This is a genomic window from Chryseobacterium sp. C-71 (assembly GCF_020911865.1).
Taxonomy (GTDB): domain Bacteria; phylum Bacteroidota; class Bacteroidia; order Flavobacteriales; family Weeksellaceae; genus Chryseobacterium.
This window is the reverse complement of sequence record NZ_CP087131.1, coordinates 1,598,046-1,621,713: the sequence shown is the minus strand read 5'-3', so window position 1 is coordinate 1,621,713 and position 23,668 is coordinate 1,598,046. Positions and strand designations below refer to the sequence as shown.

Annotated in this window: 21 protein-coding genes; 2 read left to right on the top strand and 19 right to left on the bottom strand. The window is 36.3% G+C overall.

The window, feature by feature from the left end:
- Positions 1–5 precede the first annotated feature (5 nt).
- Both rpmG and rpmB read right to left on the bottom strand, forming a co-directional pair.
- A complete protein-coding gene (gene rpmG, locus LNP04_RS07320; protein WP_027373683.1) occupies positions 6–188 on the bottom strand; it encodes a 50S ribosomal protein L33 in 183 nt (60 codons plus the stop codon).
- A gap of 3 nt (positions 189–191) precedes the next feature.
- Positions 192–434 (bottom strand): 50S ribosomal protein L28, encoded by a 243-nt coding sequence (gene rpmB, locus LNP04_RS07315; protein ID WP_034760742.1) that lies wholly within the window; start codon positions 432–434, stop codon positions 192–194.
- Between the two features lie 316 nt (positions 435–750).
- Here rpmB and LNP04_RS07310 point away from each other — a divergent pair, with 316 nt between their 5' ends.
- Positions 751–1,326 carry a Crp/Fnr family transcriptional regulator gene (locus tag LNP04_RS07310; protein ID WP_229985875.1) on the top strand — a complete coding sequence of 192 codons (576 nt, stop codon included), beginning with the start codon at positions 751–753 and terminating at the stop codon, positions 1,324–1,326.
- 61 nt (positions 1,327–1,387) lie between these two features.
- A complete protein-coding gene (locus LNP04_RS07305) occupies positions 1,388–2,140 on the top strand; it encodes an SDR family oxidoreductase (protein ID WP_229985874.1) in 753 nt (250 codons plus the stop codon).
- Between the two features lie 50 nt (positions 2,141–2,190).
- On the opposite strand, the gene LNP04_RS19530 is transcribed toward LNP04_RS07305, so the two are convergent.
- From LNP04_RS19530 to LNP04_RS07225, 17 genes are all read right to left on the bottom strand, one after another.
- Complete coding sequence (locus LNP04_RS19530) at positions 2,191–2,550, bottom strand: IS1 family transposase (RefSeq protein WP_324292112.1); 360 nt, start codon at positions 2,548–2,550, stop codon at positions 2,191–2,193.
- Complete coding sequence (locus LNP04_RS19525) at positions 2,551–2,892, bottom strand: IS1-like element transposase (protein WP_324292111.1); 342 nt, start codon at positions 2,890–2,892, stop codon at positions 2,551–2,553. It abuts the gene before it with no gap.
- Between the two features lie 118 nt (positions 2,893–3,010).
- Positions 3,011–3,904 carry an IS3 family transposase gene (locus LNP04_RS07295; protein ID WP_229985873.1) on the bottom strand — a complete coding sequence of 298 codons (894 nt, stop codon included), beginning with the start codon at positions 3,902–3,904 and terminating at the stop codon, positions 3,011–3,013.
- Positions 3,898–4,167 carry a transposase gene (locus tag LNP04_RS07290; RefSeq protein WP_229982911.1) on the bottom strand — a complete coding sequence of 90 codons (270 nt, stop codon included), beginning with the start codon at positions 4,165–4,167 and terminating at the stop codon, positions 3,898–3,900. The genes LNP04_RS07295 and LNP04_RS07290 overlap by 7 nt, the downstream gene beginning before the upstream one ends.
- A gap of 239 nt (positions 4,168–4,406) precedes the next feature.
- Positions 4,407–4,796 (bottom strand): hypothetical protein, encoded by a 390-nt coding sequence (locus LNP04_RS07285; RefSeq protein ID WP_229985872.1) that lies wholly within the window; start codon positions 4,794–4,796, stop codon positions 4,407–4,409.
- A gap of 26 nt (positions 4,797–4,822) precedes the next feature.
- Positions 4,823–8,455 carry a DUF6443 domain-containing protein gene (locus LNP04_RS07280; RefSeq protein WP_229985871.1) on the bottom strand — a complete coding sequence of 1,211 codons (3,633 nt, stop codon included), beginning with the start codon at positions 8,453–8,455 and terminating at the stop codon, positions 4,823–4,825.
- 11 nt (positions 8,456–8,466) lie between these two features.
- Positions 8,467–11,334 (bottom strand): hypothetical protein, encoded by a 2,868-nt coding sequence (locus LNP04_RS07275; RefSeq protein WP_229985870.1) that lies wholly within the window; start codon positions 11,332–11,334, stop codon positions 8,467–8,469.
- A 12-nt stretch (positions 11,335–11,346) separates the two neighbouring features.
- Positions 11,347–13,008 (bottom strand): T9SS type A sorting domain-containing protein, encoded by a 1,662-nt coding sequence (locus tag LNP04_RS07270; RefSeq protein WP_229985681.1) that lies wholly within the window; start codon positions 13,006–13,008, stop codon positions 11,347–11,349.
- Between the two features lie 943 nt (positions 13,009–13,951).
- The gene (locus LNP04_RS07265; protein ID WP_229985869.1) at positions 13,952–15,337 is read right to left on the bottom strand and encodes an NADH-quinone oxidoreductase subunit N; all 1,386 of its coding nucleotides are present in this window, start codon (positions 15,335–15,337) and stop codon (positions 13,952–13,954) included.
- A 169-nt stretch (positions 15,338–15,506) separates the two neighbouring features.
- The gene (locus LNP04_RS07260) at positions 15,507–17,000 is read right to left on the bottom strand and encodes a NuoM family protein (protein ID WP_229985868.1); all 1,494 of its coding nucleotides are present in this window, start codon (positions 16,998–17,000) and stop codon (positions 15,507–15,509) included.
- Positions 17,000–18,913, bottom strand: a complete 1,914-nt coding sequence (gene nuoL / locus LNP04_RS07255; RefSeq protein WP_229985867.1) for an NADH-quinone oxidoreductase subunit L — start codon at positions 18,911–18,913, stop codon at positions 17,000–17,002. Before nuoL ends, LNP04_RS07260 begins: the two co-directional genes overlap by 1 nt.
- 3 nt (positions 18,914–18,916) lie before the next feature.
- The gene (gene nuoK, locus LNP04_RS07250; protein WP_047447237.1) at positions 18,917–19,246 is read right to left on the bottom strand and encodes an NADH-quinone oxidoreductase subunit NuoK; all 330 of its coding nucleotides are present in this window, start codon (positions 19,244–19,246) and stop codon (positions 18,917–18,919) included.
- A gap of 3 nt (positions 19,247–19,249) precedes the next feature.
- Entirely contained in the window at positions 19,250–19,747 is a 498-nt protein-coding gene (locus LNP04_RS07245) for an NADH-quinone oxidoreductase subunit J (RefSeq protein WP_047447235.1), read from the bottom strand.
- Positions 19,747–20,304 (bottom strand): NADH-quinone oxidoreductase subunit I, encoded by a 558-nt coding sequence (locus tag LNP04_RS07240; protein ID WP_076452809.1) that lies wholly within the window; start codon positions 20,302–20,304, stop codon positions 19,747–19,749. Before LNP04_RS07240 ends, LNP04_RS07245 begins: the two co-directional genes overlap by 1 nt.
- Positions 20,305–20,461: 157 nt before the next feature.
- Positions 20,462–21,523, bottom strand: a complete 1,062-nt coding sequence (gene nuoH, locus LNP04_RS07235; protein WP_229985866.1) for an NADH-quinone oxidoreductase subunit NuoH — start codon at positions 21,521–21,523, stop codon at positions 20,462–20,464.
- Positions 21,524–21,710: 187 nt separating this feature from the next.
- Positions 21,711–22,703: a 2Fe-2S iron-sulfur cluster-binding protein gene (locus tag LNP04_RS07230; protein ID WP_229985865.1), complete on the bottom strand. Its 993-nt coding sequence runs from the start codon at positions 22,701–22,703 to the stop codon at positions 21,711–21,713.
- A gap of 56 nt (positions 22,704–22,759) precedes the next feature.
- Positions 22,760–23,656, bottom strand: coding sequence for a hypothetical protein (locus tag LNP04_RS07225; protein ID WP_229985864.1), 897 nt, complete (start codon positions 23,654–23,656; stop codon positions 22,760–22,762).
- Between the last annotated feature and the right edge of the window lie 12 nt (positions 23,657–23,668).

Below are 23,668 nucleotides of genomic sequence, written 5' to 3'. Positions count from 1 at the left end.
ATAAATTACTTGATTTCTTTGTGAAGGGTAGATCTCTTAAGAACAGGATTGTATTTTTTCAATTCCAATCTTTCTGTAGTGTTCTTTTTATTTTTTGTAGAAATGTATCTAGACATTCCTGGCATACCACTTTCTTTGTGCTCTGTACATTCAAGAATTACTTGAACTCTATTTCCTTTTTTTGCCATGATTTAGTTCTTTTTAATCAATCCTTCTCTGATGCCTCTTTCGATAGCTTCTTCGATTCCAATCTTGTTAATGATTCTCAATCCATGAGCTGAAACTTTTAGCGTAACGTGCTTGTCTTGCTCTGGAAGGTAAAATTTCTTTTCCAATAAGTTAATTTCAAAACGACGCTTCGTTTTGTTATTAGCGTGGGAAACGTTGTTACCAACCATTGCACGCTTTCCTGTTATCTGGCAAATTCTTGACATATCTCGATGTTCTTATTTGTATAATATTTGAGGTTGCAAAATAACGAATAATTTTTTAGACAGACAAATTTTATGTAAAACTTTTATAATAAATATTTGCCTTTTATTTTTATTTTAAAACCAATTAAATTTAATAATTCCTTGACAGAGCACTTTTAACGCATTTCAAAAATAAATTGATGTGAAAATTAAGCGTTATAATTCTTATTTGAAGAGATGGAAAAATAAAGCTTTAATTCATATTGAATGAAATTCTTAGTTTGAACTTCGATAAAATTACAAAATTACTTATCTTGTTAAAAAAACAGTTTTAAACATGAAGAGTCAATTGCGTGATCACATTGTAAAATTAGTTCCAGGATTTGAAAAGGAGATAGACAAAGTGCTTCATTATTTTGAAGAACAGAATTTTCCAAAAAATCATATGGTGATTGATGAAGGAGATTTTGTAGACCAATTTTATTTTGTGATTAAAGGATGTTTACATATTTATTTTAAAGATCATCAAGGAAAAGATAACACCATTCATTTTGCGATTGAAGATTGGTGGGTGACAGAATATAATGCTTTTTTAGGGACAATTCCCTCTAATTTTGGTATTGCAACGCTTGAAGAGACCAAAGTTTTAATGATTACAAAAGATAATTTAGAGAAATTATTACTGGATTATCCTTTTATGGGAGTTTATTTCAATAAAATACACATGAGAGCTTACGGTGCTTCATTGCAGAAACAGAAAACTTACCCGATGACCAGTAAAAAAGATTTTCACGCTTATTTTTGTAAAACTTATCCTGATTTGGTGAAGCGATTTCCGGAGGATGTCTTTGCCTCTTATATTGGAATTTCTACGGATGAACTTAGAGTTTTTAATGAAAATTTTCGTTCTTAAACCAGTTTAAGTTTTTTCATGTCGAAGTTGCTGATCTTTGTTTTAATAAAAAATTAGAACAATGAAAATAGTAATTATCGGAGGTACCGGTTTTATCGGATCTCAATTGACCAATCTTTTAAAAGATCAGCATGAAGTTATCGTAGCATCACCAAACACCGGAATCAATACTATTACGGATGAAGGTCTGGATGCTGCGCTTGAAAATGCAGATGTTGTTGTAGATGTATCAAATTCGCCTTCTTTTGCAGATGAGGATGTGATGAATTTCTTTAAAATTTCAACCTCTAATCTTTTGGAGGCAGAGCAAAAAGCCCATGTAAAGCATCATATCGCTTTGTCTGTTGTGGGAACGCAGAAATTAGGGGCGAGTGGTTATTTCAGAGCAAAACAGGCTCAGGAAGAATTGATAGGGAAGTCTCATGTTCCTTACTCCATCGTGCATGCAACGCAGTTTTTTGAATTTGCAGGCGGAGTTGCAGCTTCCAGCGTAAAGGACGGCGGAATGTTTGTGACTGATGCATTGGTACAGCCTATTGCCAGTTCAGAAGTGGCGAAATTTTTAGCCAAAACTGTAACTGAAAACCCCTCTTTTGGAATAGCAGAAATCGCTGGGCCTGAAAAAATGCCTATGAATAAATGGGTTGAAAATTATCTGTCTGTAATGCAGCGTCCGTCAAACATTACTATAGAAAAAGATGCGCCATATTTCGGAGCGGTTTTAGAAACAGATACTTTAGTTCCTGGAAAAGCCGTTTTTGAGAGTACCGTAAAATATGAAGACTGGATTGCGAATCCTCAAAACCAAAGATAATATGCTGGTTTAAGAGATTTTTCACGAGTTCTATCGGCAGAATTTATAATTTAATCAATCCAGAAGTAGATTTTTAGAACTGAAATAAGAATTTTTATATTCTTACTGAAGCAGATCGTTTTTCTGTTGAATCTTTTTAAATGAGTCCTTATTGAAAGATTTTTCCTTTCAATAGAATTGGTTTCGAATCTTTTGGTTTGATGGATTTCTTTAGGAATTAAATATTGATAGTGTCGGAGTTTATCGGTGTAAATTTTTTCAGGATTAGAATTAAGCAGCGTTGTTATTACAGTCTTTAAGATTTTGTTTGTCCTTTTACCGATGTAAAAACCAGCCACTATTTTACTTTTTTTATCAATAGCATAAACCAGCCATTGCGGGTTTGATTTTTTTCTGATGAAAAATCTCATTTAATAGAGCTCATAAGATTGATAAAATGAAATTTTAGGTTGGCTTATATTGTCTGCAATCTTAATAATTCTTCTAAGTAAAGTGGTTGCGGAAATCTTCAAAACTCTGGCTGTACTTCTGATTCCTAAACCTTCCTTTGTTAGTTGAATTATTTTTGAATTGATGTTCTTATGATAAGCTTTGTAATTGTAAAACTCTATAAATCTTTTATTACAATTCTTACAGATGTATTGTTGTTTTTTAGTCTTTGTAGTTCCGTTTTTAATAATATTTTTTGAATTACAGTTTTCGCAAATTCTAGTATCACTAACTCTGATACACGAGGAATGATCTTCAATCATTTAGATCTATTTTTATCGCCAAAAATAAACAAGAGTAGGGAATGCCTACCTTTGTAAGTCTCCCCGAACGTTGGACAGAATTATACCCTCATTTTGTTTTGTAAAACTATAAAATATTTCATTCTGTTGTTGATGCTGGCAAAATTTGTTGAAAAGGAGAAAACTCGTTGTTGGGATTAGCGTCTGGCGAGTTTTCCTTTTTTAACAAATACTGCATTGGAGATAGGTTTCCCAAGCTTTCATGAGGTCTGTTATTGTTGTAATGCTCCATCCAATCAGAAGTTATTTCCCGTACTTCTATCAAATTATTGAAGATTCTTGCATCCAGAACCTCTGTTCTATAGCTTCTGTTGAACCTTTCAATAAAAGCATTCTGAACAGGTTTCCCCGGTTGAATGTACCGGATTTCAATTCTGTGTTTATGACACCAATTCGTAAAAACAGAACTCGTAAACTCGGGATCATTATCTGTTCGTATTGCTTTTGGTTTTCCTCTTTCCTTTACAATCCATTCCAATAGATCGGTCATATGCATCGCTCCGATGGAAAGCCCGGCTTCGATCCAAATCGATTCTCTGTTATGATCATCAATAATGTTCAACGTTCGGAATCGTCTTGAGTTAAACAAAGAATCACTCATAAAGTCCATACTCCAAACTTCATTGTATTTTTCAGGAACTTCCAAGTTTTGTCTTTCTCTTGAAGCAAGTCTTCTCCTTCTTTTTCTCAAAATATTCAGTCCTAATTTCTTGTAAATTCTATATACTTTCTTATGATTCCAACCAAAACCCTCATTACGAAGACTGTGAAACATTTTCTTGAATCCATAGCTGGGATGTTTTTCAGAAAGTTGATTCAGGCAATCAATGACGTCCGTATCATCTTTTCTTTTAGGATGATAGTAATAGCTGCTTCGCTCCAAATTCAAAGATTTACACGCCTGCCGAATGTTCATCGGATATTCTGAAACCAGATAAGCAACCACTTCCCGTTTTGTGGCAGGCTTTACCACTTTTTTGAGAGTACGTCTTTCAGTGCTTCATGTTCCAAACTAAGGTTGGCAAACATCTTTTTCAAGCGATTATTCTCTGATTCCAGTTCTTTAATTTTTGCCAGTTCTTTGGTAGAATTAATCCCGCTGAATTTCTTTTTCCAATCGTGCAAAGTCTGATAATGAAATCCATATTTCCGAGACAATTCTTTTGCAGTCTGTCCCGAATCATACTCCTTTAAAATAGCCAAAATTTGGCTGTCTGTAAATTTGCTCGTTCTCATAACCTAAAATTAATCGTTTTTTGTTAATATTTTCAGGGTTATAAAATGTCCAGTTTTTAGGGAGACTTACAGATTGACACCTTTATAAACCAGAAAAAATTTAAAGATTTTGTAAAACAAAATGTTGCTCTATAAAACACAAAAAACCTCGCAAATTGCGAGGTTTTTTGTTATCTATCACACTATATAATCGTGCGGAGCGAGGGGCATACAAATAAACGTTTTTTATTTTTTCATAATTAGTCATAATCATATTTTATTACAAAAACCCAGAATAAAATACATAATATCACAAAGCTTATAACCATTCTTCTAGATTCTTTTACAACTTTTTTATCGTCATAAAAATTGTTGATTTTTTCGGTAAGGTCTTTTTCACCTATTAACCAAGAATCAAAATATAAATGACCATATGCAATTCCTATTAATATAAGATACATCCATTTCCCAATTTCAAATTTATTTCCAAAAAAAATAACCGCTGGAAAAATCAATAAAAATGCCAGAACTCCCCCAAGAGTCATACCTGAATAAAAATTTTTGTTTTTATGATCTTTATAATAAATATGTGTTTGTAAATAACATTCGTAATAGGCATACAAATAAGCATTCTTTAGCTTGTTTTTCATAATTTAAGGATTTAATGATTACTTTTTTATTCTGGATCACCCCAGGTCCAGATATTCCAGTAATTTACATTGCTATTATCAATCAGCAAAGAAGCAGCAGGTCCCGAGTAAGGAACAAAACCTACTCCAAAACTAACAATTCCTCTAGAAATATAACCAGGATGATGAGTTTGTCTGAATTGTTCAAATGAAATAAACAACCCTAGACGTCCAATTCCTTTTACTACTTTGGAATTATTGAGTGCGTTAATTCCTTTAACATTGTTCAAAAACTTTCTCCCAGAAATATATTGGTTACCATTCAGATACCCATTGCTTCTGTATAAGTTGTAAGTTTTGAAAATATTGGATGCTTTTATCATTTTACCCGCGCCTACCAGATCATTTGATACTTGAGCAGTTGTCCCCAAAGTGAGCCCAATGCCATTAGTTGCATAAGATTGTGCTGTACTTGCATTATTGAGTAACCCCCAATAATCCATATAAAAATCATTACCTGTTAATTTTGCTCTATGCATGGTCATATCAGCGGACGAAACTTGCGTCATACCATTACTGTCCACATACATAGAATCTGTTCCATCTAGAGTATACCATCTAGCTTCTCCATTCACAAATGATATTCCATTTATACTTCCACCATTCACAAAATAATTGTACATAGACCCAGCGGCATTTCCAGTAAATGAGTAACTTCCTCCCCCGCCACCTGAACCACCCGCATCAATATAACTGTTTTGCTTGTATATTGGGTTGGTGTGCATATAACCCTGACTGTCTACAGAGAACATCGGACGATATTCATTAGAAAAATTATGGTAGTCATAGAAGCTGTCCATTGCACTTCTCCCATCTGGATCAATAAACCTCACAGGATTATTATTTCCGTAGTGATAAGGAGTAAACCTTCTTGCAATTTCCGCTAAAGGATCTACGACTCCCCATCTTCCCAGGTCGGGCATATAGAACCTTGCACCATAGTCATACATCCCAGACTCCTGCAATTCTTTACCATTGTACTTATACTGATAGGCAGCGTTAACATCATGATAATTACTGTTATGCAACATCCCAAACGGATAATAATTGCTCATTCCTTCCATTTCTCCCGGGATGATGTAGCTGCTGCAATTTCCACCCCAACATTCTTCAACAACTACATCTCCTGTCACCACCCCATTTCCGTCTGCATCGCTATAACTTAATCTTACGTTTCCTAAATGATCGGTAAAGTTATAGAAATACGCATCTCTCTGCGCATCATAATACCCTTCCGAGGTAGGAATGATCACCAGTTTTATTTCAGATCCTACACTTTTATACTGAAAACCATCTACATAATGGGTTTCTGTACTTCCAAAGAGCTTCTTCACTTTTACGCCGTCTGCTCTGTACGTGTAGTTGGTCACTGCAGAGTTTTGGGTAACTTGTTTGGGTAAATTTAAATAATTATACTGAATTGAAGAAATCCCTTTATCTTGATAAGAAGTCATGTTCCCATTATCATCGTAGGTGATATTGGTGGGTGTTGCCTGATAAGGGTAACCAAATGACAGAGGAACAGTTTCGGTCACTTTTTGTAAACGGTTGCTAGCATTGCCGTTTTCGTACTGGTAAGAAAGATCGTCTATCAATTGAGCAGTAGGGCCTCTTCTCTGTCCGGTTCTCTTCATCGACATGATGTTTCCATTACTGTCGTAGGTCACTTTTTCGTAATACTCTCTGAGCGAAGGGTTGGTAGCATCCTGATAAAATCCTGCAGACAGCCTGTTCATATCATCATATACATATCCATACGTTTTCAGAGATTCATTTTCCTGTGTTGCGGTTTTCCAGTCTACTTCTGCAATATTACCATTAAAACGAGGTTTTACCTGCAATGCAGTATCTGAAGTGTCAGGAGTTTCCAAGCCTTCAACCTGATTGTATTTAATTTTATACCCGAATAAATCCCCTGCGAGGTTATTAGGATCATTGATCTGAGTCATCCAACCACGGATATTGTAGGTGTAATCAACCTGCTGTAGTGGATTTGCCAATACCGTTCCTCCCACTTTTTTGTGTTCAAGCTGAGAAAGCTCATTGTATTTGTTTCGGGATAAAATTTCTTCAGGCTTACTGTCTACTTTGTGCTTATGGGTCAGCAGTCTGTTTTGATGATCGTAGGTAAAAGTCTCTGTAATTACTTTTTCGGCATCAGAATTAAGTCTTTTATGTCTTATCACCGACTGTTGGGGAACACCTGCAAAATCCAGCAACGATTCCGTTTTGGTATAGCCGCCCAGATGGTTTTTTCCATGACTTCCGATGGCTCTTCCCAACTGATCGTACCAGATGTGGGTAGAAGACCACGCATCGTTATCAAGGTTTTTGACCAAAGATGCGGTAGGCATAGATTTCAGGTTTCGTATGCTGCTTACATTATTGACAGTAAGATTCACAGAACTGCTGAGTGTTTGTACACCCAATATGTTTTGAGGTGCAGATGTAGTTCCGGGATACGAGTCATAATAATTGACAGAATAAGGAATAAAAGCTGCTGAAGGATAAGCGGTATTGGTATAGAATATTTCCTGCCCGTTCAGTGTAAAAGATTCAGTGCTTCTTGTTTCATTATTTAAGCCTTTCGCATTTGCATTGGTTTGTTCCTGCGCTCTGGTACCTCCCGTGAAAACTCCGGTATACAATACCCTTCCGAACTTGTCATATCTTGTAAACATCCACCTGTTAGGATTGGCAGTATTGTTTTTCATATTGGCATCCTGAGAAGCCACCATACGGTTCTGCTGGTCGTAGACCATATATTCCCATCCTTTTCCGGGAAGCTTTTTCTCGACCTGCCTGAACCGGTTGTCATACACATACTGATAACAAAGGTCATTTAAAATCTGAGAAGTGACTACATTACCATTGGTCGTGATCTTTTCATTTCCTTTGGGTGAGATGACGAATGCCAGCTGGCTGTAATTGTTATAAATATAATAGGTATCCAGCTTTCCGGCTGAGCTTTCTTTCCTTAGAAGCACTGTTTTTCCTTCAGAGTTTTTAAAATCAATCGTGATGTTTCCGTCTTCATCGGTTACTTTATTCTTAGACAACTGATTCGGTGCATAAAACGTAACATTGGTAATGGATGTAGTGAGTACACCGTTACTCCATGATGCTGTGGTATTGAATCTTTTAACCTGATCTCCTTCAATATTCGTGAGATACTGCATTTTGGTGGTGTGTCCCGAACTCATTGCCCATGCTGCACCGGGATGTGCCACTTCTAGCACTCTACCCAAAGGGGAAGCTTCTAGTTTTTGCTCAGAATAGGCATTGGCAACTCCGTAATAGCTGTTAACGGAGTTTTCATCTACCGCCTGTATTCCAGAGTTGGCTGTAGATACAGGGATGGGAAGCAGTGTTTTGGTCTGTCTTCCTAATGGATCATAAGTTATGGGTACCACAAGATCCTGACCTAACGGGGTAGCTTTTACCTGAACGACCTGCTTGGGTCTTCCCAATCCGTCAAAATACTGTACGGTTTCAGATTTTTTGCTTCCGTCCGGAGAAAGATAGACTTTGGTGTAAACATAGTTTTCACTTGTGGTAAGAGTTTGTGCCAGAATGAGGTTGACCGCAAACAATAAAACTAGAATGATTATTTTTTTCATGATTTTGGTTTTTAGTGTTTGTAGTTGTACTTGTGCTCTTTGATGGTATTGCCGTTAACATCTACGGTTTTCAGCAGTCTGTTGAAAGAATCGTATTTGTAGAGTTCCATCATCCCGTTGGGCGGTATGGTGGTGGTGATTCCTATCAAAGGATTGTAAGTATAACAGGTAATCATGAAATTCTGAAGGGAAACATCATTTTTAAAAGTATTCAAAGCATTGATCAAAGCCTGTTCTTTAGCTTCTTCCTGAGCCACTGTAGCCATTCCGTCTTCATTGGAAGCGTTCACTATCGCTGTAATGAATGATGCAGGAATGTCAGATAATTTAGCACCTTCTATTTTTGCAATAGGAAGGGTTTTATCATATCCATAGATAATGGTCGTAGATATTCCGGTACTTCCTACCTCAGGAAATGAGGTATACTGAACAAGGTTTCCTTTATCGTCATAGATGTCGAAAGATGCATTTTTAAGAGACTGCGAAAGATTATCCGGCAGAAAGCTGAGCTGTGAGGTTGGATAGAAATGGGAAGTGTTTTCAAACTTAGTTTCAGATTTTGAAATAATAGAGCCGTTGCGTTTAGATTCTACAATCAATGGAATGGATGTTATATTAGCATTCCAAAGTTTTGGATCGGTTTGAAACTGTCCCCAAGGATAGATGATATTGACCTCAGAAACAGTTCCGTCTGATCCGGTATTTTTTTCGTTAATCACATTGAAATCATTTTTGTCGCGGGTAATCTCTGATATATTAGAATATGCTCCTGACGCAGTGTATGCAGTAGAAATTGTTTTTTGATATTTTATCACACCGTTTCTTCTGAAATCAAAGCTTTGCCCGTTGTAACTTCCAGTACCCACATAGGCGCTTCTTATTGAAAGCATTTCTGAGTGGATGCTGTCTTTCTGAATCAGTGAATTGTCAGCAGCAAAAACCTCTCTTTTAGCTAATAATCCGTCTTTTAAGATATTTACAAATCTAATCGTATTGCCGCCAACTAATATAGTGTCTTGAGGTGGAGTAGGCTCTAGCAAGTCGTACAGCGTTTTGTAGTAGTATTTTGTATATCCGTTATTCTGTCCGATGGTTTCTTTAACATTTTGATAAACCACCGATTCTTCATTTTCGATTTCATTAAAAAATCCACTTGTCGGACTGCTCCCGTCAAATTTTTGATAGTTATAGCTTTTGGTCAAACCTTCGTTCACTACATTATTATCAAGGTATTCTATTTTCTTTATTCGAACTCCTTTTCCGGTGGAATAGTTTGGCAGGGGAACTGACTTATAACGGATTCTGTGGATGGTAACAATACCCTTACCACCTGTTCCAGTAAGGGAGAATGACCTTTTTCCCGGCGGATATTTTTTAGATACATCGTAACCGTTTACTCCACCAAGTAATTCTCCAGTTACAAAAAAATTACCATCTGTTGGCTGAATCGGTCCGTTTGTATATAATTCGTCAATTCTTATATGGAAAAAAAGATAACTGTGTCCATCTGGTTCATCAGGGTTTACAGGAAGCGTAAATCCTCCGTTATATGGCCCATACTGGAAATCAAAAGGATAAGATCCGATATATTCGAAATACTGTGCGTCACGATCCTTCACTTCATGTGGGGGTGCCAGATGCTGATAATTTGGAAAACTTTTATCTACATAATATATATTAGGTTCAAACGTATATCTAACTTCTGTTCCGTTAGGATACTTTATGGACTGTAGTAATCCGGCACCCAAATACTTTGGATTATTATATTCTGCTGTAAAGCATGTAAATGCATCTAAATTAGGATATGTAGACCAATTTTCTGATACCACAAAATTATTTCCTGGGTATGTAGCAGGATATTTTATCTCAGTAGTTTCGTAAGAGTTTCCTGTACCATATTTCAAAACTTTTGTTAACTGTCTTTTCTGTTGATTGAGATAATAACTACATCCAAAATTTACTCCACTGTCAATAAATCCGTAAGGATATCCTGTAGCCAAATACTGAGATTGAAGCGCGTATTTTTCAATCAGCTTACCTGCCTTATTTTTTAATTCTACAAAGTTCAATTGAAATGGATCTACGTAAGATTTTCTAAAATTACTGTCAAACGAATAACTGAACTGAATACTTCCAAAATCTCTTGATGTAATTTTATTGATTTTCAAAGATTTGACGGATATTTGAGATGTATTTCCTGCATTTGCAGGAACTTGATAACTATCTTCCTGATATTCAAAAACAGCAAGTTCGTTTGCGTTTAGATCATCAATTCTAGTCAAATAAAAGCAGCTCGTGAAAGCTTTGTGCATTGCATTTAATGCATTATAGTAATAAGAATTATCTAATGTTTCAAAATAATAAGAAATACCGTTTTCATCTATTATTTTAAATTTGTAGAGATCCGTTCCCGTCTCAGTCACGGAAATCTGAAATCTATTTTCTGTTACTTTGTTAATAATTAAAGCGTTCCCTTCTTTAAAAAATTGAAAAGTTCCACCTCTTCCCAAAAAATTAAAGTGATAGTTATTGTTAGGTACCCCATTGCCTTGATCTACTTCACGATAAATCAAATTCGTAGAACCTGTCAAATTCCATCCTAAACCTACATCACTGGCTTTACTTTCCATGAAAGTATTGTTGGGATGATAGGTAAGCCCAAGGTTAATGGCAACCCCCTTTTGATGGGCAGCCAATGAAAAAAAAGGAATTTCAATCTCAGGAATTCCTGTTGACATTGCTGATGGTGATTTTATTTTACTGGCAATCCCAGATGCCGTAGGAGCAGTAATATTTGACCCTAGAATTGTTGATTCGTAACCCTGTGCGTTCAAAAAAGCAGAGCAGATCATTATTAGAAAAACTAAAAATTTATTCATTGTTTTGTGTTTTTATTTCTTAATTAATTTAGCATTAGCAGTTTTATTCGCATCCGTTTTCACCGTCACCAAATACGCCCCTTGAATCAGATTCTGCGTATTGATCTTCGTTACCTTATTTTTAGTTTTTAGGCTTTGAATCTGTCTGCCACCCATATCGTAAAGCGTGATATCAGCTTCTTTAAAACCTTGCTCTGAGCCTGTCGAAGAGTCAAAACCAATCTCAACATAACAGTAATCAGATACCGGATTTGGGTAGATCTTAATGTCTGATTTTTCGATCAGCTGATCCAGTTGTTTATCACCCAGCTTCACAATTTTCCAGTTTTCTTTCCCCAACTCTTCTGCACTGGTACCCGCCAACACAATAGAGCCGTCTCTGTTTAATTTAATGTCAGATAACCTTTCCTCCTTTTTTCTGGATTCTCCTTTCACATGCTTTCTCCACTGCTCATTTCCGTTTTGATCAAGATAGATCATCCAAAAAGTCTCATCATCTGATTCTATTCTGCCTTCCGCCTGAGTATAACCGCCAAGCAAAATTCCTTTTGAAGTTTTATCGTCTCCGGTTTTCACCACATTCATGCCCATCAGAACATCTCTGTTCTTAAAATTGTAGGATTTCTGCCACAGTTCTTCACCTCTTTCATTAAGGGAGATCAACCAAAGGTCTGTTCCTTCTTCAATGCTGACGGTTTTATTTCCGGATCTTTCAGATCTCGATTCACCACCCACGATAAATCCTGTGGAAGTCATTGCCAAAGTTCTTAAATGGTCATCGCCTTTTCCTCCAAAGTTCTTCTCCCATTCTACTTTTCCGTCTTTATTAAGCTTGACGATCCAGTAGTCACCTTCACCAAAGTTTTCAGACTTTTTTGAAATGGATAAGACTTCGTTTGAGATCGCATGGGTTTCTTTACTTCCAGCTTCAGACTTCAGACTTCCAGCTGAATTTCCGCTTCTCGAATACATCCCTAGCAATGCACCTCCATCTAAGGTCGGAATCATCTTCTCCACTTCATCCAGACCTTTTCCACCTAAAATAATCTGTGAAAGCTCTTTTCCGTTTTTATCGATTCTTGAAATTAGTACATCTTTAGATCCATATCCTTTGGGTGCGTTCTGAACATTTCCGGCAACAAAAAATCCGAAATCTGTAGTTTGAATCACTGCTCTGGCTTCCTCATCCTGAGAAGTTCCCAAAGTTTTCTGCCATAGCTCATCACCATATTCATTGATTCTAATCAGCCAGATATCAGATCCCCCTTTAGCATCCTCTTTTTTATCTAACCCTTTTCCGGAGTAAGAAGTCCCGGCCAACAGAAAACCACCTTCCTGAGTAGCGACTGTTGCGGAAAGAAAATCATGGTTCTGTCCGGAGAAATACTTTTCCCAGACTTCTTCACCTTGTTGGTTGAGTTTTACCAAGTGAAAATCGTAACCATTGTTAGCCTGTTGTTTATCTGAAGCTGAAATGGTACTTCCTGCACCCAGCTTCCCGCTTCCTGCTTGGATACTGCTTCCTGTAATGAGATATTGCTGGTCGATTGTTGTGGTGACCTGCGAAAGAAAATCCTGAGTAGAGGATTTAATGTCTTTTTGCCATACCACATCCTGAGCATACCATACTGCGGTAGTGCATAGTAGAACTGCACTCATGTAGAGTTTTTTCATGATTTATGTTTTTAATAATTGTTATTTTTTTGCTAATATAAAAATATATTTAACTCCTGCTATAAGGAAAACCTTAAAAGAAGTAAATATTGATTATAATTTAATTTTCCATGTTTTTTCATATCATTTTTTATCTTTACGAATGCCCGCAATAGTAATAAACCAGTTTTTACCATTCACTTTTCACCGTTCTTTTTTTATCATTCACTTTTAGCAGCCACTTTGTCATCCCGTAGAGATCTGGACACAGTAAAAAAATGAGTTATGATTCCTCCAGAAATCATACAAAGTCAATAACAAAGTGACTGCTAAATTTCATTAATACGATTAATAAAAGACATTCATTTTTATTTTTTTTATACTCTCTACGCAAATATCAATATCTAATGCGACAGAAGATGACGTGTTATTTTAATTCAAATTTATTATCTCTAGAAAATAAAAAGGCGTGGAGCTATATCTACTGCCTTGGAGATACTAGTATATCTAATGAACAAATAGACAAGCCCACGCCAAGCGTGAACACTGCTATTCTTGTTCATCTTATAAATTACCTTAATCACTTGTCAAGATTTCTTTCCGAGACATACAGAAACTATTCCGTGATATACATTTTGTTTTTCGAAGCGTACAGATGATATCCCGAATCATACATAAGACATTCCGAGCCATGTAGAAGACATTCCGTTCCTTACAGAATACATTCCGAAGCGGACAGATGGTTTCCTGATCGTGCAGATGGAATTTATTGAAAATAGGAAATGTATTGATCAGTAAAGAAATATTCTTCAGACTGCTAAATTGCGCTTTGTAGAATAAAAGATATTAATTATAAAGTGGATGATGTAGCTGATGATTTATTGTCTTCAATTACAGTGATATTGTCACAAAAAAACCTTCCAATTCATTGGAAGGTTTTATAGTATATAATGTAGATCTTATTTTATAATCCGAATTGCTTCGCAAACAAATCAGGAAAAACTCCTAAAGCAACCAGCGATAATATGATTGCTACTGCAACGATATTGTAAGTAACCGTTACTTTTTCTGAAGTTTTAAAAGTTGTTTCTTTAAAGAAGAACATCGCAATGATTAATCTTAAATAATAAGCAATAGAAATCGCCGAACCTAAAACCGCTACGATTACTAAGAACGTATTATCATCTCTTGTCAACGCCTGAGCAAATAATGAGAATTTACCCATAAAACCTGCTGTCAAAGGAATTCCCGCCATTGATAATAAAGAGATTGTTGCAACTACAGCCAGTAAAGGTTCTGTTTTTGCCAATCCTTTAAAAGCTCCGAACGAAGTTTCTCTTTTGATTTTTTCTACCCAAATCAGACACATAAAAACTCCCACTGTAGACAGTGAATAGGCGAATAGATAGAAAGCTAAAGTATACGTAGAAAGCGCATTCATTCCGAAGAAAACCAAACCGATATATCCTGCGTGAGATACTGACGAGTAGGCCAACATTCTTTTTGCATTGGTTTGCGCAAGTCCCATAACATTCGCAAGAACCAGAGTGATGATTAAGAATACTCCAAGAATATTGATCCATTCAGCAGTTACGCCCGAGAATCCAATCGTCATTAATCTGAACAAAGCAAAGAAACCTGAGATTTTTACCACACTCGCCATGAAAGCCGTAATCAATGAAGGTGAACCTGCATAAACATCAGGACTCCACATATGGAAAGGTGCTAAAGCCACTTTGAATGACATAGCACATAGCATTAAGATAACACCTAAAATCAACATAATATTTTTAGGATTTGTGATCGTAAATTCCTGAATTCTATATAAATCAAAAGTTCCTGTACTTCCGTAGATAAATGCAATACCAAACAACAGGAAACCTGTTGCAAATGCACCCATCAGGAAATATTTAATAGAAGCTTCGTTTGATCTTAAATCTGTTTTGTTCGCTCCCGCCATTACATACAACGGAATAGAAAGAATCTCAACGCCTAAGAATAAAGTCACTAAGTTTTGGAAACCAAAAAGGATAATTCCGCCACAAAGCGCAAACAACATTAATGCATACAATTCTGACTGATGGCTTCTGTGATTGCTGAATGCAAAACCTCCCAGAAAGAATAACAGTAAAGTCGTTACAATAGAAATCTTTGTGAATAAAGCTGCATTTGCGCTGAATTCATACATGTGTCTGTACTGCTCAAAGAATGAAGCTTCCGGCAAGAAACTCACATACAGGGCAATGATTAATCCAAAAATCCCAATGTATCTTGCGAATTTTCCTTGCTCAAAAACTCCCGAAAATAACGCAGCAACTGCAGTTAGGAAAACAATAATTAAAACACTCATAATTTATATTTGAGATGAGAAGGTTCAAAGTTTTATCAGTTCAGGACAAAAGGTTGAGGTTTTGAGTTTTAGTTTTTCACTTAGCTCTTTTTACATTTACCTTTTTACTTTTATCTTGGCTCTTTTTACTTTTTACCTCTTAATTCTTTAATCTTTTACTATTTAAATTTTAGTTAACCATTGAAGTATAAATAAACTTCAGTGAACTACTTACCATATCAATGACCGGCTGAGGGAAAACTCCCAAGACAATTACAAATACTGCAATGCTTGCCAATACCGAGAATTCTACTGCTGATAAATCTTTAGCTGTACTTAAAACTGCATCGTCTCCCTGTCCGAACATTGCTTTTCCGTAGAATCTTAAAAGATATACTGCGCAAAGAATAACGGTAAGACCTGCGATAACTGAAGCCAATACGTTAAAGTCAAAGATCGATTTAATCAAAATAAATTCTCCGATAAAACCATTCGTCAATGGAACACCCATTGAACCTAATATGATAATCAGAAACAAAACGGCAAACTTAGGAGCGACTTTCGCCAAACCTCCCATCTGTCTGATGTCTCTTGATTTAAATCTTTTGTATAAAATATCAGCACAGAAGAATAAACCTGCCACGTTGATCCCGTGAGCAAATGTCTGTACCAAAGCTCCTTCAGCTCCTTCAATCGTAAATGTTCCTCTTAAAGTAAGAACCGCAGAAGAGAAAATACCTGCCACCATCAATCCAACGTGTGAGAAAGAAGAATACGCAATGATTCTCTTCATATCAGTCTGGATGATCGCAATTAAAGCTCCGTGAACAATTCCTACAATCGCCAGGATGATTACAATCTGTCCTGAAATTCCGAAGATTGCGGTCGGTGTGATCGGAATCAGATAACGAAGTACACCATAGATTGCCATTTTAAGCATAATCCCTGATAACAACATCGATCCCTGAGTAGGAGAGTAGGTATAAGTATCCGGTTGCCAAGTATGGAATGGGAAAACCGGAAGTTTTACTGCGAATGCAAAGAAGATAAACCAGAAAACAACAATCTGCTGAGTCTCGCCAAGGTCTGCGTTATACAAATCTGTTAAAGCAAATGATGCTGAATGCGTGTAAACGTAGATTAAACCAGCCAACATAAACAATGATCCTACGAAAGTATACACGAAGAATTTTGTGGTGAACTCAAGTCTTTTGTTTTCCTGACCCCAAAGTGCGGCGATAAACCAGATCGGGATTAAAGTTACTTCCCAGAAAATGTAGAATAACAATCCGTCTAAAGCAGTGAAAACACCCACCAATCCGAACTGCATCAGCAAAATCAGACCGTAGAAAGAATTTTTATAACTTACATTCTCATTAAAAGATGATAAAATAATGATCGGCATCAAAATATTGGTCAGCAGTAAAAGAAGTAAGCTCATTCCGTCAATTCCGAAATGAAGGTTACTTTTTATAAACTGTGACCAAGGATAGTTGATCTCGTACTGCAATACGCTGTCTACGGTTGGATTAAAATCAAAATCCGAAACAACGTAAAATGTAAGCAGCATTTGAATCAAAGCAATTCCTAATGCCAGGTATTTGCTGGAAGTATTCCTCCATGCAAAGACCAATCCCGAACCTACTAGAGGTAAAAGTAATAATGTTAATAGTAAATAAGACATTATTGTAATATAAAGTTAACAATTAATATAATTCCCACAGCTAAAGACATGATCAGAATGTAGTTTTCTACATTTCCGTTCTGTATACGCTTCATCGATCTTCCGCTGTCTTCAGCACCTTCTCCGATGTAGTCTACAAAACGATCAAGAACGCCTTTGTCAAACATTTTTCCGCCACGTCCCAGTCCTTCAACAGTTTTTACAATTAATGCATTGTAAAGTTCGTCAACGTACAATTTCTTAGCAGAAAGTTTTTCCCATCCTGTATAATCGTCTTCAGCGATAGCTCTTTTTTTCTTATTTACATAAGTATTTTTCACGATAAACCAAACTGCAAAAAACATGGCAACAGTTGCACCTAAAAGAATAAATTCGGTGCTTTCTGCTACTCCTGTAAGTGTAGTTTCCATTTGCTTAAAGCTTTCTTCTGTCAAAACAGGTTTAAGCCATTCCATTAATTTAGCATAATGACCGTGACCAATGAAGTGAGGAAGGTTAATAAAACCTCCAAGCACTGAAAGTACAGCCAAAACGATTAATGGTAAAGTCATATTAAGAGGACTTTCGTGTAAATGATGTTTTTGTTCCTCCGTACCTCTGAAATCTCCATGGAAAGTCAGGTAATACAGTCTGAACATATATGTTGCAGTAACAGCAGCCAAGATGAATAACATCACCCAGTAAATTGGGTTTTTAGAATAAGCCGCTACTAAAATTTCGTCTTTTGAAATCATCCCTGATAATAAAGGGAATCCTGAGATTGCTAAAGTTCCGATAAGGAAAGTAGCGTGAGTGATTGGAATATATTTTTTCAAACCTCCCATGAAACGCATATCCTGCTCGTTGCTCATTGCGTGAATGACAGAACCTGCACCTAAGAATAACAAAGCTTTAAAGAAAGCGTGCGTCATTACATGGAACATTGCGGTTGTATATGCTCCCAAACCTAAAGCAATAAACATAAAACCCAATTGTGAAACTGTAGAATATGCCAATACTTTCTTGATGTCGTTCTGACGAAGCGCATAGAAACCTGCCAATGCTGCGGTTAAGAATCCGATTAATAAAATTCCATCCTGAACCGTTGGGGCTAAAGTAAATAAGAAATTAGATCTTACCACCAAATAAATACCTGCCGTTACCATCGTCGCCGCGTGAATCAATGCAGAAACTGGAGTCGGACCAGCCATCGCATCTGGTAACCAAGTATATAAAGGAACTTGAGCAGATTTTCCGGTCGCACCAATAAATAAACTCGCCGTGATAAATATGATAATTGTTCCGTCTAATTCAAATTTTCCTACGTTTTGAGCAACAGTTAAATAATCAACTGCATTTGTCTGAGAAGCAATCATGAAAATTCCAATCAACAAAGCAAGGTCACCAATTCTGTTCATGATGAAAGCTTTTCTTGCTGCTTTCCCATATTCTTCGTTCGTGTACCAGAAACCGATTAGTAAATAAGAACACAAACCTACACCTTCCCATCCGATGAATAAGATTAAGTAGTTGCTTCCCATTACCAATAGTAACATAGAGAAGATAAATAAATTTAAATAAGTAAAAAACTTATAAAAACCTTTATCATGACTCATATATCCGATAGAGTAGAGGTGAATCAAAGACCCGATTCCTGTGATGATCATCACCATCATTAATGACAGCTGATCGATCTGAAAACCGAAGTTGATTTGAATTCCGTTAACTCTGAACCATTCAAAAGCTTTTACGATTACGGGCTGACTTTCAGAATCGAAATTCATGAAAATGCTTACTGCAATACAGAACGGAATAAAAACCATTGCCGTTGCCAGAGAACCCACCACTTTTTTTGGAAGATTTTTTCCGAATAAACCGTTGATAAGAAAACCTAAAAGTGGTAAAAGTATTATTGCATAGACTAAATTCTCCATTCTTTATCCTCTTAATTTATTAAATATACTTACATCCACAGAACGGGTATTTCTGTAGAGCATCGCAATAATTGCCAAACCTACCGCTACTTCCGCAGCAGCAACCACCATAATGAAGAAAACTAAAAGCTGTCCGTCACTGTTCCCATTGTACGCTGAAAATGCAGCCAGCAAAAGGTTCACAGAATTCAGCATAAGCTCCACACAACCCAAAATTACAATCGCGTTTTTTCTCAGTAATACTCCCAAAACCCCAAGACAGAACAATACTGACGAAAGGATGATGAAATATTCCAGAGGGACGCTTTGCATAAAAGTATTTACTTCTCCCATAATTTATAAATCTTTTTTACCGATTAATACCGCACCTACAATACCTGCTAAAATCAGGATGGAAGCAAGCTCAAACGGCAAAACATATTCGTTGAATAAAAGTCTTCCCAGATTCTTTGTAAGGCCAACGCCTTTGTCTACGTTTTCTACCACTACATGTTGTTCCTGAACTCCTCTGAAAACACCCAAAACCCCAATTAATAAAAGACCAGCTGTAAAAACTCCAACAAACTTTAAAGTATTGTTCTTCTTACTTTCGTCTTCCTTATTAAGGTTAAGCATCATTAAGATGTAAAGGAATAAAACCATGATCGCACCTGCGTAAACGATGATCTGTATGATGGCCAAAAATTGTGCATTCAAAAGAATGTACATTCCGGCGATTGAAAACATTGTAACAATTAATGACAGAATAGCGTAGAGAGGATTTCTCGCAAATACGAAGTAAACCGCACTTGACACTGCTAAAAACGCCACCAAGAAAAATAAAAACTGATCCATTATTTTACCGCATTTTTTTGTTTCTCGGACTGTCTTTCTGTGATGTCAATCCTTTCATTAATTTTTTCAACCAATTTATCTTTTCCATAAATGAAAGAACCTCTGTTGGTTTCTACATCTACCAAACGGTCTGTAAGATAAATTGCAGATTTCGGACAAGCCTCTTCGCACATTCCGCAGAAAATACATCTCAACATATTGATTTCATATACTGATGCATATTTTTCTTCTCTGTAAAGATCTTTTTCTTCTCTTGTTCTTTCTGAAGCCGTCATTGTAATTGCTTCGGCAGGACATGCCACCGCACACAAACCACAAGCTGTACATCTTTCTCTGCCTTCTTCATCTCTTTTCAGAACGTGCTGACCTCTCCAGATATCTGCTCTCGGTTTTTGTACTTCCGGATAAGAATAAACATTCGGAGCACGTTTTACAACGGTTCTCACAGCATGCTTAAAAGTAATCCCCATTCCCTTGAAAATCGCCGGAAGGTAGATTTTCTCAGAAAAGGTCATTTCTTTATTCGAAACAACTTTTGATCTGTTTGTAAGTTTCATTTTTTATTGTTTAAATGTTGGAAGATGGAAGCTGGGTGATGGAAGTTATCTCATCGCTGCTTTCTCATCAGCTCATTTTTCAAATTTATATTTCTGTTAGAAGTTGGAAGCGGAATTTAATCCTATTTTCAAATTCTCAAATTATTTCATTTTCAAATTAATTACCGAAAGCAAGAATAACAGCTCCTGTAATCATCAGGTTTACCAATGCCAATGGAATCAAAGTTTTCCATCCTAAGTGCATCAATTGGTCATATCTGAATCTTGGTAGTGTCCATCTGATCCACATAAAGATCAAAATTCCGACTATAGTTTTAGTTAAAAATGCTACAATACTTAAGATTCCTGCTGCATTTTCTCCCCAGTTTTGGGTTACCCATTCAATTCCCGGGTAATTGTAACCACCAAAGAAAAGAACCACGATAAATGCGTTTGAAATAAACATGTTCACATATTCACCAAACATATACAATCCTAATTTCATTGATGAATATTCTGTTGAATATCCTGTAACCAATTCAGATTCACATTCAGGTAAATCGAAAGGGTGACGGTTGGTTTCTGCCAAGGCCGATACAAAGAAAATTAAAAATGCTAAAGGTTGGTAAAGTATATTCCAGTTTAATCCGTCTATCTCAAAAAGACCCCAAATTTTTCCTGAGGTTTGAGTTTCGGTAATTACTTTTAAATCTAAACTTCCTGTCATCATAATGATAGAAAGTAGAGCAAGACCCATCGCCAATTCGTAAGAAATCATCTGCGAAGAAGCACGGATTGCACCCAGTAATGAATATTTGTTGTTGGAAGCCCAGCCTCCAATCATAATTCCGTAAACTCCGATAGAAGCCATACCGATGATGAATAGTACACCTACATCAATATTAGCAACCTGTAAATCGAAAGATTCACCACCAATATTCAGCGTTTTACCCCAAGGAATAACCGCTCCGGTAATCAATGAAATAAACATTACCAACGCAGGTCCCAATACAAAAAGGAATCTTTCTGCATTTTGCGGAGTAAAATCTTCTTTAAAGAAAAATTTCCCACCATCTGCAAGAGGTTGCAATAAACCGAATGGTCCAGATCTGTTAGGCCCAATTCTGTCCTGCATAATTGCCGCTACTTTTCTTTCTGCCCAAGTAGAGTAGGCTGCTATCGTTAATGATAACAGGAAAAGTGCCAGTACAAGTATCAATTTAAATGTAAGTAAATCCATTTTTTATTTAAATGTTTGAAGATGGGAGTTGGAAGCTGGAAGTTTAGCAATTCTCGGCACTAACTCTTCATCTCATTATCAAATTCTTATCTATTTAAAGTTCAAAGGTTGAAATTGAAAGTGAATCTTGATTTATGAAAGTTAAAAACTTCCATCATCCAGCTTCAAGCATCCAACTTTTTTATTTTTAGTCTTTTTCGCTGATTTCTTTCGCCATCGGATTGTCTAAAACTCTCAATTCGTCTTTAGGTTTCTCGTAATGGTTTAATGAAATAACAGAATGTCTGTCGATATTTCTAGGACCTTCAATGTTCCAGTCTGACAATGACTTTCTTTCGAAACGGCAAGTGTCGCAGATAAATTCTTCAACTTCTCCCCACTGATCTTTTCTTGCAGTAACTCTTACGATCTCATCACCTTTCATGTAAACAGTAGCTTTCCCTGAACATTTATCACATTTACAAGAAGCATTCATTGGCTTTGTAAACCAAACTCTGCTTGCAAAACGTGCTGTTCTGTCAGTCAATGCTCCAACCGGACAAACGTCGATGACGTTTCCGATAAAGTCATTATCTAAGGCTTTGTTTAAATAAGTAGAAATTTCAGCATGATCTCCTCTGAACAAAATTCCGTGCTCACGCTCACCAGTCAACTGATTCGCAGCTAGAACGCATCTTGCACATAAGATGCAACGGTTCATATTCAGTTTGATGTGTGGACCTAAGTCGTCAGCTTCGTATGTATTTCTCTTAAATTCAGTTCTGGTTTCAAGATTTCCGTGCTCGTAACCTAAATCCTGAAGATGACATTCTCCAGCCTGATCACAAACCGGACAATCTAATGGGTGATTCACCAACAAGAATTCAGTAACCGCTTTACGGCCTTCCTGTGCTTTATCAGAAGAAAGATTTTTCACTTCCATTCCGTCCATCACATTGGTTCTGCAGCTTGCTACCAATTTAGGCATCGGACGCGGATCTGCTTCCGAACCTTTAGAAACCTCTACCAAACATGTTCTACATCTTCCTCCACTGGCTTCCAATTTGCTGTAATAGCACATTGCTGGTGGCACAGATTTTCCGCCGATTTGTCTTGCTGCTTCCAAAATGGAAGTTCCAGGCAAAACTTCAGTAGTTTGTCCGTCTATTGTTATTTTAAATTTCTTAACCTCTTCGCTCATATTCTTTCGCTTTATAATGCGCTAAGCAATAGTTCTATTTATTAATTAAAATCAAATTACTTTGATCTTTTTGTTGTATTAAAAGTATATCCAATTCCAAAATTGAATTGTGCATATACAAAATCCTGAGAAGCTTTATCCGGCTTGTTGTTTAGTGTTGTTTTAATATCCGGCATATTTATGTATCCAAACTTTCCTTCTGCCTGAAGTACAATATGCTTAATAATAACTACACTTACACTTGCTCTTGCATCTAACCCAAAACCCGCTAAATGGAATCTGTCACTTCTTTCATTTCCCATTAACTGAACATTAGATTTTGGCAATAAAGCTCCTAATCCACCTCCATAACTCAGGAAAATATCAATATTTTTTTTATCTAAAATGTTATGATATTTCTGAGCACCAATGTTGATATAATTAAGACCGTCTGTGTGTTCGAATGTTAAAAATTCTCCACTGTTCAGGTCTACCTTTCCGTTATTCACCATTCCTGCATATTTAGGATCATTAATATATCCTCTCATATTAACAGTTTGGTTTTGATCCATTACATACTTCATATGATCCATTCCTAAAGTAATTCCAAAATTATCTTTCGGGAAATAGGTAATCCTGTAATTAACCTGAGGAATCGTTATACTTCCCGGATTAAAATAGGTTCCCCAATCAAAATGAGTCTGTCTGTCGTTTGCAACTACATTATCCAACTGAAAATCATAACCATCACCTTTGAAACGAATGTCTGATTTTGAATATTTTGCATTATTCCATCCCCAAAACACCAAGAAGCTTCCTTTTTTAAAAGGATTATCTGATGATTTTAATTCGCTTCTATCATATGGTGGAATAAGATCATTTTTTAATCTTCTTTCACTAATTAAAGTGTCTTGTGTAATTTGTCCGAAAACAAAATTCGACATCAATATTCCAACAACAATAATCTTCTTCAAAATTTCAATCTC